We start from the raw sequence: 13,824 nt of genomic DNA, 5'->3' as shown, positions 1-13,824 counted from the left end.
ACGAAGCCCGGCCCGCGCCTGAGCGGGGGCCGGGCTTCGCTGTGTCACGATCACACCAGTTTGCGGTCGGTCGCCCACCGGGTGAGTTGGTGTCGGTTGGAGAGCTGGAGCTTGCGCAGCACGCTGCTGACGTGCGTTTCCACCGTCTTGATGGAGATGAACAACTCCTTGGCCACCTCCTTGTAGGCGTAGCCGCGAGCGATGAGGCGCAAGACCTCGCGTTCGCGCTGGCTCAGCCGGTCGAGGTCCTCATCGATCGACGCGATGTCGATAGCCCCCGAGAAGGCGTCCAGAACGAAACCGGCCAGCCGCGGGCTGAAGACGGCATCGCCGTCGGCGACACGGCCAATGGCCTCGACAAGTTCGGGCGCCGAAATGGACTTCGTGACGTAGCCACGAGCCCCCGCACGGATCACACCGATGACGTCTTCAGCCGCATCCGAAACCGACACAGCCAAGAACTTCACGTCGGGCTGGGTGGCATGCACCTGCTTGATGACTTCCATGCCCCCACCCCCGGGCAGGTGAACGTCGAGCAGGACAACATCGGGAGTGCTTCGGGTGATGGCAGCAACGGCGCTCGCAACGTCCTCACCCTCCCCCACGATCGTCACATAGGGGCCGATGTCATGCTTGACCCCGCTGCGGAACATCGCATGATCGTCGACGACCACCACCCGGCGCTGCCGGTGGGACGATTCCGGCGCGTCGGGCGCGTCGGTGGGCTGATCACTCATCGCTTCATCTCCAAGCTCACTTCTGTGCCACGGTCAGGATCCGAGGTGATACGGGCCGTGCCGTGGTGCCGACCCATCCGTTCCACGATGCTGCCTCGCAGACCGTGGCGGTCCTCGGGAACACTATCGAGGTCGAATCCGCGTCCGCGATCGCGCACGAACACCTCGACGACATCCTCGTTGACCTCAGCGTAGACGTCGATGACCGACGCCCCCGAGTGCTTGGCCGCATTGGTCATCGCTTCGCGCGCCGCCTTCACGAGTTCCCCTAGCGCCGGGGTCAACGCAGGATCGTCTCCCACGGTCACGCTCTCCACGCTGACCGGGAAACGATCTTCGACATCGGAGGCGGCCTCCTGGAGTGCGGCCCGCAGTGTGGCCGCCTGCTCGTCGGAGCCGTACAGCCATGCGCGAAGCTCACGCTCTTGACGGCGGGCGAGCCGGACGACCTCGCGCGGGTGGTCCGCCTGACGCTGGATCAGAGCCAGCGTCTGCAGCACCGAGTCATGGAGGTGGGCGGCCAGGTCGGCGCGCGCGTCCGAGAGGAGTTTCTCCTCACGGACCTGGGCGAGGGCACGCTGCGCGCGGAGCACCCACGGAACTGCCATCAGGACAAGCCCGCCCAAGAGCAACGCGAGCCCGCCCAAGAGCGTGGGCGGCGAGGATGGCCCCTCCAACACGACGAGCGCGACGGCACCGGCCAAGCAACAGGCGGCGACCCCATGTGCAGCAACCGTCGACCAGTGGCGCGCCAGGGAGCGGGTCCAGCCGCGCAGGCCATCCGCGGCTTCGCGCACGCTTCCTCCCGCGCGGTCGGCCTGCCACCACACCAGCCCCAGCCCCGTGGCCAACAGCAAGGCGATGGCCAGGGTCTGCGGCGCCAGGCCCCGCCCGAGCAGTTGGACCAGCCATAACAGCCCCGCCCAGACCAAGGCGAAGGCGGCCAGTTGCCCCAGGTCTCGCCGGACGCCCGACGAGGCGTTGGTGACCTGCCGCATCCCCCGTCGCGAGGCCGCGTCCACCCCTGGCGCCGCATGGCCGGTGGTCGCCGGCGGAATCACCAGCCACAACGCCAGGTAGGCCGCGAGACCGACCAGTTGCCACGCACCCAGGAGCACGAAGACGCCGCGGATCACCCACACGGATACACCTGTGTGCTCAGCCAGTCCCGCGGCAACGCCTGCCACGTTCGCCCGCTCCAGGGGTCGCACCAGGCGACGCGGGGCGGCCACGGGAGGCGTCGCCCCCTGCTCGCCCTGCGTGGTCATGCTGCCCAGCCTAGGGGACGAGGCCTCAGCGCTCCCCTGCTCTCCGGGGTGGTGCGAGGGGCTTCCCTGACGGCGACGCCGCTGACAGCAGGCAGGATGAAGACATGACCTTGGAGCCGCTCGTGCGCGATCGCGATCGCGCTGTGATCGGAGGGGTGTCTGGAGCGGTCGCCCGCTCCGCAGGTCTGGATCCGCAACTGGTGCGGATCGGTTTCGTCTTGCTGGCCCTGTTCACTGGCGGCGTGGGCGTTTTCGGCTATCTCGCCCTGTGGGGCCTTACCCCCTCCAGGACCGACGGGCTCGTCCCCTTGCGCCGGTGGCTCCCCTTCACGCGCACGTGGTCACCGTTTGCGCTCGTGGCGAGCGTGCTGGGTGCCTGCCTCATCCTCGGTAGCATCCTGACCGGCTCGGGTGTCGGCACGATCATCGTGGTGCTATTGGTCATCACCTTGCTTCGAGGCAGCGGCTATCGCCGCACTGCCTCAGCGCCCGTACCGCGCCCCGAACCCCGCACACCTTTCGAGCGCTTGTCGTTGGATTGGGACCAGCGCCTCACCAATGTGGATTCCGGCCTTCCCGCCGAATGGGATCCAGACGCGACCGCATCCTCCCTCAGCGTTTCTCTCCCTGCCGATGTGGTGGGGAGTCCGGTGCACCGGCGGGTCGGGCGCCGCAGTTGGTTCGGCGTCCTCATCGGTGTGGGCCTGGTGTGGTTCGCGTGCACGGGCCTGACGATGCTCGGGGTAGAGGTCCCTGTCCTGGCGTGGACGAGCGGCACACTCGCAGTCCTCGCCATCGCCCTGGTGAACTCGGCCCGCCCCGCGCGTGCCGCGCTCGGACGCCCCCCGCTGTTGGCCACCGTCACCGTCCTCACTGCACTCATGACAGCGAGTCTCTTGGTGAGTGACGTCGCTTCCCAAGCCTGGGGCGCCAAGGCACAGGTGTCCACGGGGCCAGCACCTGCGGTGACCTCGGGGTTGACGGATCTGTCCCTCGGGGAGCACACACTCGACTTCACCGACACCCCCATCGAGGCCGACTCCGAGGTGACCTACGACATGCTGGCTGGAGAGATCACCCTGCGTGTCCCGCGCACCGGGAACGTGGTGGTGACCTCGACCGTGGACGCCGGGAACATCAACGGCCTCATCCGCGACCACGAAGGCATGCACCTGAGCGAGACGTGGCGCCGTATCGACGACCCGACCCAACCCACCCTCACGATCCACCTCCGTCTTCGGGCGGGAGAGATCACGGTGGTCCAGCCATGAAGCCACGCGCCGACGTTGTTGCCCTGGTCATCGGGCTGTTGAGCCTGCTGCTCGCCGCCCTGGGCCTCTGGGCCGCCTGGGGGACGGTGTCGTGGGCCAGCGTCGGCCTCGCCGTACCGCTGTGCCTGGTCGCCATCGGCGTGCTGGGCCTCCTCGCCTCCCGTCACCGGATTTGAAGTACCCCACGAAAGGAACCGACATGTCTGACCTCAACCTACGACGCAGCAGCACCGACAAGGTGGTCGCGGGCGTTTGCGGCGGCCTCGCGCGCCAGTTTGGCCTCGACGCCAACCTCATCCGCGTTGTCTTCGTCTTGCTGCTCTTCACTCAGGTCGGGTGGGTGATCTACCTGGCCTTGTGGCTGTTCCTGCCCAGCGACAACGGCCCCACGGGCCTGGAAAGCCTCAAGCGCCAGTTCTCCGGCAACGGCGGGGCGAACTAAGCGGCCCACGGCGGCCCCTCGGAGGTGGGCTTCCCTTCTGCGCCGCCCGCTTCGAGCCCGACACGCTGCCGCACGACACGGCAGCCTCGCGCCACGTGAGATCGCTCCAGCAGCGGTCACACGTGGCGCGAGTTTCCCTCAGCTCAGGCTGCGGGGACTCACTCCCACTCGATCGTGCCCGGCGGCTTGGAGGTCACGTCCACGACGACGCGGTTCACCTCCGGCACCTCGTTGGTGATGCGCGTGCTGATGCGTTCGATGAGGTCATACGGCAGGCGCGACCAGTCTGCGGTCATGGCGTCCTCACTGGTCACCGGGCGCAGCACGATCGGATGCCCGTACGTGCGCCCATCACCTTGGACGCCGACGCTACGGACGTCGGCCAGCAGCACCACCGGGAACTGCCACACGTCTTTCTCCAAGCCGGAGGCGGCCAGTTCCTCGCGGGCAATGGCGTCCGCCTCACGCAGCAGGTCGAGGCGTTCGCGGGTCACCGCGCCGATGATGCGGATACCCAGCCCGGGGCCAGGGAACGGTTGACGCCACACCATCTCGTGCGGGAGCCCGAGTTCCTCACCCACGGCACGCACCTCGTCCTTGAACAGGGAGCGCAGGGGTTCGATCAGCGTGAACTGGAGGTCGTCGGGGAGCCCTCCGACGTTGTGGTGGCTCTTGATGTTGGCGGCTCCCTCACCGCCGCCGGACTCCACCACGTCGGGGTACAGCGTCCCCTGCACGAGGAACTCGATGTCCGCGTCGTCGGCAATGTCACGCACCGTCTGCTCGAAGACTCGAATGAACTCACGGCCGATGATCTTGCGCTTGGCTTCCGGCTCGCTGACCCCGGCCAACGCGGTGAGGAACTGCTCCTCCGCGTCGGCGACCACGAGTTTGATGCCGGTGATGGCGACGAAGTCGTCCTTCACTTGCTCCCGCTCCCCCTTACGGAGCAGGCCATGATCCACGAAGGCACAGGTGAGCTGGTCTCCGATCGCGCGGTGCACGAGAGCGGCGGCCACGGCGGAGTCGACGCCGCCGGACAGGGCGCACAGCACCTGCTTGTCCCCGACCTGCTCGCGGATCGCCGCCACCGACTCCTCCACGATGTTGGCTGGGGTCCAATCTGGTGCCAGCCCAGCAATGTCATAGAGGAACTGGGCCAAAACCTGCTGCCCGTGCTCAGAATGCAGCACCTCCGGGTGCCACTGGACGCCCGCCAGGCGACGCCCGGTGTCCTCGAACGCCGCCACCGGCGTCGCGGCTGTGTGCGCCAAGGTCGTAAACCCCTGCGGAGCATCGGTGACCAGATCACCGTGGCTCATCCAGCAAGAGAAGGATTCGGGAAGGTTCTCCAGCAACACACCACGCTGATCCAGCGAGGTGGGGGTGCGTCCATACTCGGACTGGCCGGTCCGCGCCACGCGCCCGCCCAACGCGACCGCCATCGCCTGGAAGCCGTAGCAGATCCCGAACACCGGGACGCCGAGCGCGAAGAGGGCCGGATCCACCTGCGGGGCGCCCGGGGCGTACACCGACTGAGGACCACCCGAGAGGATGATCGCCGCTGGCTGCTTGGCCGCCATCTCGGATACCGGCATGGTGTGCGGCACCACCTCGGAATACACCTTCGCCTCGCGCACACGGCGCGCGATCAACTGTGCGTACTGGGCACCGAAATCGACCACCAGTACGGGAGGATGGAGCGCCTGCTCTGCTTCGGCTTCGGTCATGCCCGAAGTCTAACGGCGGCCACGGTTGGCTTCCGACGCGGAACAATGAGCAAGAAGGAGGATCGCATGACAAGCGACAGCAACAGTGGACCCTGGGCCGACCTGATCGGCAATCTCACGGGGGCCGCCGCCGGCCACTACGGCGTCCGCGCCCACGACTCGGCGGAGAATGTGTCCGAGACGCAAGGGCCGTCCGACCCGGAGCACAGCCCACTGCGCCGTCGCCCCGGCGATGAGGCCGCGGAAGCCAACCGGCCCACCACGCTGCCTGACACCGGCGGGGACGACGACCTCTAAGGGCCTTGTCCAATGGTCATCGAGACGGCCACCGACGATAATGACCCGGTGACCTCTTCTGTGACTAGCCCGTCCGAGCCCGCGCCCGCCTGGGTCGCCCAGTACCAACCCGGCGTCCCGGCGACCATCGAGGTACCCGACGAACCCCTGGGCGCCCTGCTGGCCCGCGCGACCGCGGCGGGCGGCGACGAGGTCGCGCTGGAGTTCTTTGGAGCCACGACGAGTTGGCGCTCCCTCGACGATCAGGTCTCGCGGCTGGCGCAGGCACTGCGCCACCGCTACGGCGTCCGGCCCGGAGACCGCGTCGCGCTCCTGCTGCCAAACTCACCCCAGCACGTGATCGCCTTCTATGCGGTACTGCGGATCGGCGCGGTCGTCGTCGAACACAATCCGCTCTACACGGCCAGCGAACTGGGCGCCATGTTCGCCGATCATGGCGCCACCGTCGCGATCGCCTGGGACGTCGCCGCGCCGAAGATCGCCGATGCTGGCCTGAAGCACCTCATCGCGGTCAACCTCCTCGACGCCTTCCCGACGGTGAAGCGTCTCGCGCTGAACCTCCCCCTTCCTTCCCTGCGCGCCACCCGCGACAAGCTTCACCAGCCCATGCCCGGAGCGGATGCCTGGCGTGACGTCTTGAAGGGGCCTCGCCTCGCCGAAGACCATCCCTCACCCGCATCCGAGGATCTGGCGGTCATCCAATACACCTCCGGCACCACCGGCAGCGTGAAGGGTGCGATGCTCAGCCACCGCAACCTGTTTGCCAACGCCCTCCAGGGGGCTGCCTGGATGAAGGACGCCGAGGACGGCAAGGAGGTCATCTACGCGGTTTTGCCCATGTTCCATGCGTTCGGGATGACGCTGTACCTCACCTTCGGTGTGCTCAAACGTGCCCGTATCGTGCTGTTCCCCAACGTCGACATCGACATGATTTTGGATGTCGCGACGAAGCGTCCGCCCACCGTGTACTGCGCGGTTCCGCCGATCTATCAGCGCACTGCGCAACGCGCTCAAGAGCGTGGCATCTCGCTGCGGTCGGCTCGCTTTTGCATCTCCGGGGCGATGGCGCTCACCGATGAGGTCGTCACCTTGTGGGAGTCCGTCTCCGGCGGTCTCCTGGTGGAAGGGTACGGCCTGACTGAATGCTCGCCTGTCGCCCTGGGGAACCCGTTTTGGCCCACGCGCCGCACCGGCACGGTCGGCGTCCCGTTCCCGAGCACGCTGATGAAGGTCGTCGACCCCGAGGACCCCACCCGCGAAGTCGCCCAAGGCGAGATCGGCGAACTGCTGCTGCACGGCCCCCAGGTCTTCAGCGGCTACTGGCACAATCCCGACGACACGGCGGCCAGCCTGCTGGAGGGGGGCTGGCTGCGGACAGGCGACCTGGTCACCGTCGATGCGGACGGCTTCACCACGATCGTGGACCGGCTCAAAGAACTCATCATCACCGGGGGCTTCAACGTCTCCCCCACCGAAGTGGAGCAGGCCCTGCGCGCCGAAGACGGGATCGCCGATGCCGCCGTCGTCGGGCTCCCATCCTCGCATTCGGGCGAAGAGGTCGTCGCGGCCGTCGTGGCTGCACCGGGAGTGACCCTCGACCCGGACGCCGTCCGTGCCGCCGCCCGGGAACGTCTCGCCGCCTACAAGGTGCCGCGTCGGGTCTTCGTGGTGAAGGAACTACCGACCTCCATGCTGGGCAAGGTGCTGCGCAAGCAGGTGCGCGACGCCATCCTGGCTGACCTGCCCGACCTTTCCTCGCCTAGGTGAACCGGTAGAGCCGCCACGTCGTGCCGCGAGCGTCCTGCCACTGCCCCGCCAGCGTGGCGACGCCGCCGCCATTCTCGAACAAGCCCGGATACGCCTGCTCGACCGCGTCCGAGGGTGCGTTCTGGGGCGACGCCAAGAGCGCATAGGTCACCCCGGCCGCGTGCGGGTCAGCCAGCGCTGCGGCAAAGTCGCGATCGGTCGTAACGACGTAGCTGTGGGGGTGACTGCTGGCGAGGAAGACTGGAAACGAGTAGGCGACGTCGGTGATGATCGAGCCGTCTGTGGGGCTCAGCGCATCGAGATCGGCTGCAACCCTGCGTTGCATGGCGTACTGGCCTGCCTGCGCCACTTCGCGGGCCAACGCTTCCTCCCGCCCCCAACGAGGAGTGGCCTCGGCCTGCCACCCCAGCGGGGTCGTGGCCGCCAGCGCAACCACCAGAAGCACCGCCCACCATCGGCGCCGCGCTACCCCGATCAGGTATCCCATCGCCAAGAGCCCCAGGGGAATGGCGGCCATCTGGAGACGAATCCACCCAAACGACGAACCCAAGGCAAAAGTCAGATCGTCAAAGGCGAGGACCGCTCCGAAGACGGCCACCCCCGCCAGCGGGGCCGTGTCGCGGCGCACCAGCGCGATGGCCAAGGTGACCAACGTCAGCGGCACGGCAAGGGGTGCTACGTGGACCAGTTGCTCTGCCAGGTAGAGGAGTCGATGATCCAGGCCCGATCCGGTCACCGATTCGATGGAGGCCTGGCCTGACGTCACCTGCGCAGAGTTGCCGTATTGGGAGGTGAACGTGGCGAACCACGTGCCCACGATCACCTTGGACGTCACCGCCCAGCCGAGCGCTGCCGCGGCGAAGGGAAGCCCCGCTAACGCGGCGTCATTGACCCCGTATGCCCACCGCTGCCGCGGGGCTCGGACGACGCCGACCACGAAGACGAGCAGCACCACAGCGACGGCAGACGCCCCGGCCTCGTAGCGGGTGAGGTAGGCCAACCCCAGCCCTGTGCCCACATGCACCAAGAACCACGGATCGCGCTGCTGCAACCAGCGCAGTAGGAACAAGGCGGTATAGGAACACGTGAGCATGAGCATCGCCTCGCTGGCCCCCACCGCAGACGACAGCACCACCAACGCCTGGATCGCGAAGAGGCCGGTCAGCACGTTACGCGTCCAGGCGGAGGTGACCCCTAGGTCGCGCAGCATCACCGCCATCACCGCGACGCAGCCGCCCCCGCACAGCGCCGACACGATGGTCCCTGCCGCTCCAAGGCTGGCCAGCGCGGGGAACCACGGCGAGAACACCAGCAGCGGGAGCGTCGCCAGCGACGGCAGCGGGTTCCAGACGAAGCCGATCGCCGCCAGGTGCGGATCCCGGGAGAACAGCACGTAGTAGGCGTTGGCGACGCGCGACATCGCATCGGGAAAGATCAGATCGCGCGACAACAGCCACCAGCCGATGCCGCCGTAAACGATCGAGCACACGACGAACCAGACCCATGGTTCCCCCCGTCGTCGCGTCGAGGTTGCCCCCTCACTCATGCTGGCCCCCCTCATCGAGTCCGTGCGTGGTTTTTTCCCAGTAGGAGGGGTTGAAGACCAGTTGCGCCGCCGCTTTCAAGGCCGCCAGCCACATGAGGAACCAGTAGCCGGGGCTCAGCACGGCCGCCCACACGAGGTCGGGACGGCCCATGGCGCGTGCGGTGAGCACATTGAAGTAGATGACCAGTCCGTTACCCAAGACGGCACTGATCATGGCGACGTAGTAGACCCCCGGGGGAAACCAGCCTGCGATGAGATCGCTACGCGTCAGCGCCCACGCGAGCGTCAAGCACCATTGGAACCCGTTCAGTGCCGCGAGAAGCGGCGTTCCTCCGACGAACAGCAGCAGCCCCGCCCAGGTGGCGAGATCCCCACGCTGGGCGACCGGGCCTCCCCTGCGGAGATGGACCAACAACGTCTGAAGGTAGCCCTTGTACCAGCGCGAACGCTGTCGGATCCAGTTGATCCCATCGGAGTTGGCCTCCTCCAGCGTGACCGACTCCAGCACCTCCACCTGATACCCGAGGCGATGGAGCCGCAAACCCAGGTCGGCGTCCTCGGTGACGTTCCACGGATCCCACGCCCCGATCCGGTACAGCACCTCGGCCCGAAAGTGGTTGCTGGTTCCCCCCAGCGGGATCGGCGACTTGAGCGCTTCGAGCCCGGGCAGCAGATAGTGGAACCAGGCGCCATAGTCGAGCGCAAACCAGCGCGTCAGCAGATTCTGCCGCGAGTTGTAGAACGACAGTTGCGCCTGGATGCAGGCCACCTGAGGGTCGGCATGCAGCAGGGCGTAGGCGGCCCTGCGCAACTGCAAAGGTTCGGGGCGATCCTCAGCGTCGTAGATCGTGACCAGATCGCCCCGCGAATCCAGCAGGCCGACGTTGCACGCCTTCGGTTTGGTGCGGGGCTGACGAGGGGCAATAGCGACGACGGTGAAACATGCGTCCAGGTCGAGCTTCTCCAGCGCTGACCATGTCACCTCGTCGTCAGCCTCGATAAGCAGCCGAATATCCAACTTGTCGACCGGATAATCCAGGCGCTGAAGATTCCCCACCAACGTCTCGATCAAAGGCTCGTGAAGGACGGGAATGAGCACCGTATAGACGGGCAACTCTTCATCGCTGAGCGAATGGGCCTGCTCGTCACTGACCCGGATGACGCGCCCGCCACGCATTCCCTGGTAAAACAAGAGGCCACGGTAGATCAGGGCGGCCAGGTAGATGAAGGTGACCAGGCCGATCAGCGCGGTGATCGTCCCCAGCGGGGCGATCACCGCCACAGCCAGGACAACCCCCAGCGCCGCGACGAGGATGATCCGCTGCCCTCGGCTCGTCACCCGCTTGGCGGACAAGGTCGGCGCAGACTCGGCCAGACCGTTGGCTGCCACGTCGGCGCGGGCGCAGGCATCCAGGGCCGCTGCGCTGCGAGGCAATGCGGGCACCACAACCTCGTCGCGCGTCACGATGTCGTTCCTGGGCCTGGGTGCCCGATTCACGCGAGGACCCGGGCGATTCCGACGACAAGAACCAGATAGACCAGACCCATGAGTCGGCGCGTCCGGGCAGCTGGCACCAACTGCCCAGGAGTGGCCCAACCCCGCCGAATCAGAAGCAATACCGCGATGACCAGGCCACTGAGTGCGCCTACCCCTGCGATCGCCACCGATTCCAGACCCGGCACCAGGCAGGCGACCACCCACCAGGCCGCTGGCCACAACCTCATTGTCGCCCGCGTCCCCATGGTCGCAAACAGCCACCCAGCAGACAGCAGGAGGCCCCCGATCAGGTGGGCTCCTCGAAGATCGATGCCGCGCGTGCCCACCAGCCACAGGCCTGCAACCCCCACGAGGACCGTGAGGATGACGTCGAGATCCCGGTCGTCGATGTGTGGCTGGAACCATCGACTAAACAGGAGGGCGAGGCTCACGGCCCCTGCTCCGCTCAGCCAGCCCAGGTCGCTCACGCTGATCGGGAGGCGTCCGACGGCCGCGAGTGGCAGCAGCCACGCGACGACCAAGGCCGCCCCAAGATTGAGGACCGTCCCGGCAGGAATGCCGGAGCGGGGAAGCCTGCGGAGGGGGCGCGCGTGAGGGGCGAGCGTGAGGGGGGTGGTATTCATCAGGGCACATCACCTATATCGATTGCTGTTTCGCCCGGTCCCAGCGGACGAGTCATGACAGCAACCACATTAACCCACGATCGACAGTGGATCGAATCACGTTCCCATGTCGGCGCGCCGACTCAGGGAGCCACACCTCGACTCCCCTGCGTGACTCTTTGTTTCATCATCACGCCCACCCGTGAAATAAACACGCCTTGCCGGAACACCTCTGTGTTGCGACAAGGAATTTCGGGTGGTGCTTAGCGCGTCAACGCCTCCGCCGAGGAGGAGACGAGCACCTGGGGAGGGTAGAGGCCCATGACCGTCACGGCTGCAGCGTGGTGTTCCGCGCTGGAGCCAGCGCACGCGTCCGCCACCACGGTGATCGTCGCGCCCGCGTCGGCGGCCGGGAGCACCGTGGAGATGACGCAGCAATCGGTCGCCACCCCGGCCACGACGAGCGTGGGGGCGGGGCCTGTCACTGCAGCGATGGCTTCCCATTTGCCGAACGTGGGGGCGTCCACCACGAAGGCCCCCGCCGTCACGGCGGGCCGGACCGCTTCGACGAGGTCGAACATCGGATCATCGGGGTCACGATCGGCGAACGGCCACGCCGCCATGTAGGCGGCCCACGAGCCCTCTCGCTGCGTGGGGCGCGGTGGAATCCAGCGCGTCACGATCGTGCGTCCCGCGAAGGCGGGGAGCAATGAGGCGATCCTCTGCGCGGCGTCCGGCCACTGCGGGGAGGCCCAGGCGCTGCTCGGGTCGGCAAAGATGCGCTGGGCGTCAATGACGACCAGCCAAGGCTCGCTCATGCGCGGCCCTCTTGCCGGGCGATGGTCCTGCGGCGTCCCACCCAGGTCACCACGAAGCCGAGGACCAAGGCGAGCAGGACGCCCAGGTTGGCTCCCGGCCAGGTGCCCTGCCACTGCTCCACGCCGTCCACCACGGTGCGAGTCCCCAGCCCCAGCGGCTCCAGCAGGTAGCCCTGCCAGTTGGCCCACGCCGCGTCACCGGCAAACTGGTTGATCACCAACCCCCACCCCAGCACGGTGGCGCCGATGAGCGTGCCCACCGACACCCAGTCGATGGCCCCGTACCGGCCGGCCGCATCGAACAGCGCGGCCTCGTCATAGGGGCGTTGGCGTGAAGTGATGTCGGCGATCAGGATGCCTGCCCAAGCGGCCATCGGCACGCCCAGGATCAGCAGGAAACTCTGGAACGGACCCAGGAAGTCCTGAGCGAAGAACACGACGAAGATCGTCCCGGCCGTGAGGATGACCCCATCGACGGCGGCGGCTGCCGGGCGCGGGATGGCGATGCCGAGGCTCAGCAGAGTGAGCCCCGAGGAGTAGATCCCCAAGACGGCCCCCGAGACCAGCGCGAGGACAGCCGTCAACCAAAACGGGATCAGCACCCACAAGGGAAGGATGCTCGCCAGGGTGCCGATCGGATCCCCGGTGATGCCCGCCACCAGGGCCGGATCTGAGCCCGCCAGCAGGAGCCCATAGACGACAAGGATGACTGGCGCGACGGAACCACCAAGGGTGTTCCACAACACGATCTGAGCGTTAGAGGCGTCGCGGCGCTGGTAGCGCGACCAGTCAGCGGCGATGTTGATCCAACCCAGGCCAAAGCCAGTCATCACCATGGTGAGCGCCCCGATCACCGAGCCGATGTCACCCGCAGGGATGCCCGCCACCGCGGACCAGTTCACGCGAGGGAGCGTGAGCGCCATGTAGACCACCGTGATGGCGCCCGTGATCCAGGTGAGGATCGACTGCAGCCGCATAATCGTGTGATAGCCCAGCACGGACGCCACGACGATCAAGGCTGCAATACCGAGGGTGGCGATCACCTTGGTCGGCGTCCCCGAGGCCCACCCCAGTGCGGAGAACACCGTTGCCGTAGCCATCACGGCCATGATCGACAAGAAGGTCTCCCAGCCGATGGAGAGCAGCCAACTCACCACCCCGGGCAACTTCTGCCCCTGTACCCCGAACGCGGCCCGCGACAACACCATGGTCGGAACGGAGCCGCGCTTGCCCGCGATCGCGATGATGCCGCACAGCAAGAAGGAGACGACGATGCCGACGAGCGCGACGAACACCGCCTGCCCGAAGGAGACCCCGAACCCGTAGACGAACGCCGCATAGCTCATGCCGAACACGGAGACGTTCGCCGCGAACCACGGCCAAAACAGGTCGCGGGGTTTCGCTGTGCGTTCCGATTCCTCAATGATGTCGATGCCGTTGGTCTCGATCAGGCGGGCCTTCGCGGTCGCGTCGATGCCGGCCTCACTGGCCGGAACAGGCGTACTCATAGGGGGATTCTCACACGCTGTCGGTCGCGTTGTCAGGGGGAGGATCAGGGCACAGCCGGTATCCCATCCCCGCCTCGGTGAGGAGGTAGCGGGGCTCTCCGGGCTCGGGCTCGAGTTTCTTGCGCAACTGGGCGATGTAGAGCCGCAGGTAGCCGGTGTCGGCGACATGGTCGGAGCCCCAGATGTCGGTCAGCATCGTTTGGCGGGTCACGAGCTTTCCCGGGTTGCGGATGAGGAGTTCCAAGACATGCCATTCGGTGGGTGTCAGGCGAATGGTGTCGCGTTCTCCGAAGCGCCCCCGGGTCACCGTGTGGGTGGCCAAGTCGACGGTCACCTCCCC

General features: G+C 67.1%; 13 protein-coding genes and 1 pseudogene. 5 read left to right on the top strand and 9 right to left on the bottom strand.

Going from position 1 to position 13,824, the window contains the following annotated elements:
- Positions 1-50: 50 nt before the first annotated feature.
- Positions 51-737, bottom strand: a complete 687-nt coding sequence (locus C1706_RS08445) for a response regulator (protein WP_129458806.1) — start codon at positions 735-737, stop codon at positions 51-53.
- Positions 734-2,005 carry an ATP-binding protein gene (locus C1706_RS08440; RefSeq protein WP_129458805.1) on the bottom strand — a complete coding sequence of 424 codons (1,272 nt, stop codon included), beginning with the start codon at positions 2,003-2,005 and terminating at the stop codon, positions 734-736. Before C1706_RS08440 ends, C1706_RS08445 begins: the two co-directional genes overlap by 4 nt.
- Positions 2,006-2,109: 104 nt before the next feature.
- Here C1706_RS08440 and C1706_RS08435 point away from each other — a divergent pair, with 104 nt between their 5' ends.
- From C1706_RS08435 to C1706_RS08425, 3 genes are read left to right on the top strand one after another with little or no spacing between them, the layout of a single operon-like run.
- A complete protein-coding gene (locus tag C1706_RS08435) occupies positions 2,110-3,276 on the top strand; it encodes a PspC domain-containing protein (protein ID WP_129458804.1) in 1,167 nt (388 codons plus the stop codon).
- Entirely contained in the window at positions 3,273-3,452 is a 180-nt protein-coding gene (locus C1706_RS08430; RefSeq protein ID WP_129458803.1) for a hypothetical protein, read from the top strand. Before C1706_RS08435 ends, C1706_RS08430 begins: the two co-directional genes overlap by 4 nt.
- Positions 3,453-3,475: 23 nt before the next feature.
- The gene (locus C1706_RS08425; RefSeq protein WP_129458802.1) at positions 3,476-3,718 is read left to right on the top strand and encodes a PspC domain-containing protein; all 243 of its coding nucleotides are present in this window, start codon (positions 3,476-3,478) and stop codon (positions 3,716-3,718) included.
- Positions 3,719-3,876: 158 nt separating this feature from the next.
- Here the strand turns inward: C1706_RS08425 and guaA are convergent, their stop codons facing one another.
- Entirely contained in the window at positions 3,877-5,448 is a 1,572-nt protein-coding gene (guaA, locus tag C1706_RS08420; protein WP_129458801.1) for a glutamine-hydrolyzing GMP synthase, read from the bottom strand.
- Positions 5,449-5,514: 66 nt separating this feature from the next.
- On the opposite strand from guaA, the gene C1706_RS08415 reads away from it, so the two are divergent.
- The gene (locus tag C1706_RS08415) at positions 5,515-5,745 is read left to right on the top strand and encodes a hypothetical protein (RefSeq protein ID WP_129458800.1); all 231 of its coding nucleotides are present in this window, start codon (positions 5,515-5,517) and stop codon (positions 5,743-5,745) included.
- Positions 5,746-5,793: 48 nt separating this feature from the next.
- Positions 5,794-7,512: a long-chain-fatty-acid--CoA ligase gene (locus C1706_RS08410; RefSeq protein ID WP_241653497.1), complete on the top strand. Its 1,719-nt coding sequence runs from the start codon at positions 5,794-5,796 to the stop codon at positions 7,510-7,512.
- Here the strand turns inward: C1706_RS08410 and C1706_RS08405 are convergent.
- The 6 genes and pseudogenes from C1706_RS08405 to C1706_RS14165 all read right to left on the bottom strand — a co-directional run.
- A complete protein-coding gene (locus C1706_RS08405; RefSeq protein ID WP_129458798.1) occupies positions 7,505-9,058 on the bottom strand; it encodes an ABC transporter in 1,554 nt (517 codons plus the stop codon). The genes C1706_RS08410 and C1706_RS08405 overlap by 8 nt on opposite strands.
- Positions 9,051-10,523, bottom strand: coding sequence for a glycosyltransferase family 2 protein (locus C1706_RS08400; protein ID WP_164987490.1), 1,473 nt, complete (start codon positions 10,521-10,523; stop codon positions 9,051-9,053). The genes C1706_RS08405 and C1706_RS08400 overlap by 8 nt, the downstream gene beginning before the upstream one ends.
- Positions 10,524-10,552: 29 nt before the next feature.
- Positions 10,553-11,179, bottom strand: coding sequence for a hypothetical protein (locus tag C1706_RS13995; RefSeq protein WP_164987489.1), 627 nt, complete (start codon positions 11,177-11,179; stop codon positions 10,553-10,555).
- Positions 11,180-11,421: 242 nt separating this feature from the next.
- Positions 11,422-11,976, bottom strand: coding sequence for a cysteine hydrolase family protein (locus tag C1706_RS08395; RefSeq protein WP_129458796.1), 555 nt, complete (start codon positions 11,974-11,976; stop codon positions 11,422-11,424).
- Positions 11,973-13,484 carry a purine-cytosine permease family protein gene (locus C1706_RS08390; protein ID WP_129458795.1) on the bottom strand — a complete coding sequence of 504 codons (1,512 nt, stop codon included), beginning with the start codon at positions 13,482-13,484 and terminating at the stop codon, positions 11,973-11,975. Before C1706_RS08390 ends, C1706_RS08395 begins: the two co-directional genes overlap by 4 nt.
- A gap of 10 nt (positions 13,485-13,494) precedes the next feature.
- Positions 13,495-13,824 (bottom strand): annotated as a pseudogene (locus C1706_RS14165) (winged helix-turn-helix domain-containing protein); the annotation flags it as partial.

The sequence above is a fragment of the Propioniciclava flava genome, from assembly GCF_004126535.1.
Taxonomy (GTDB): Bacteria; Actinomycetota; Actinomycetes; order Propionibacteriales; family Propionibacteriaceae; genus Propioniciclava; species Propioniciclava flava.
This window is presented reverse-complemented; position numbering and strand designations above follow the sequence as displayed.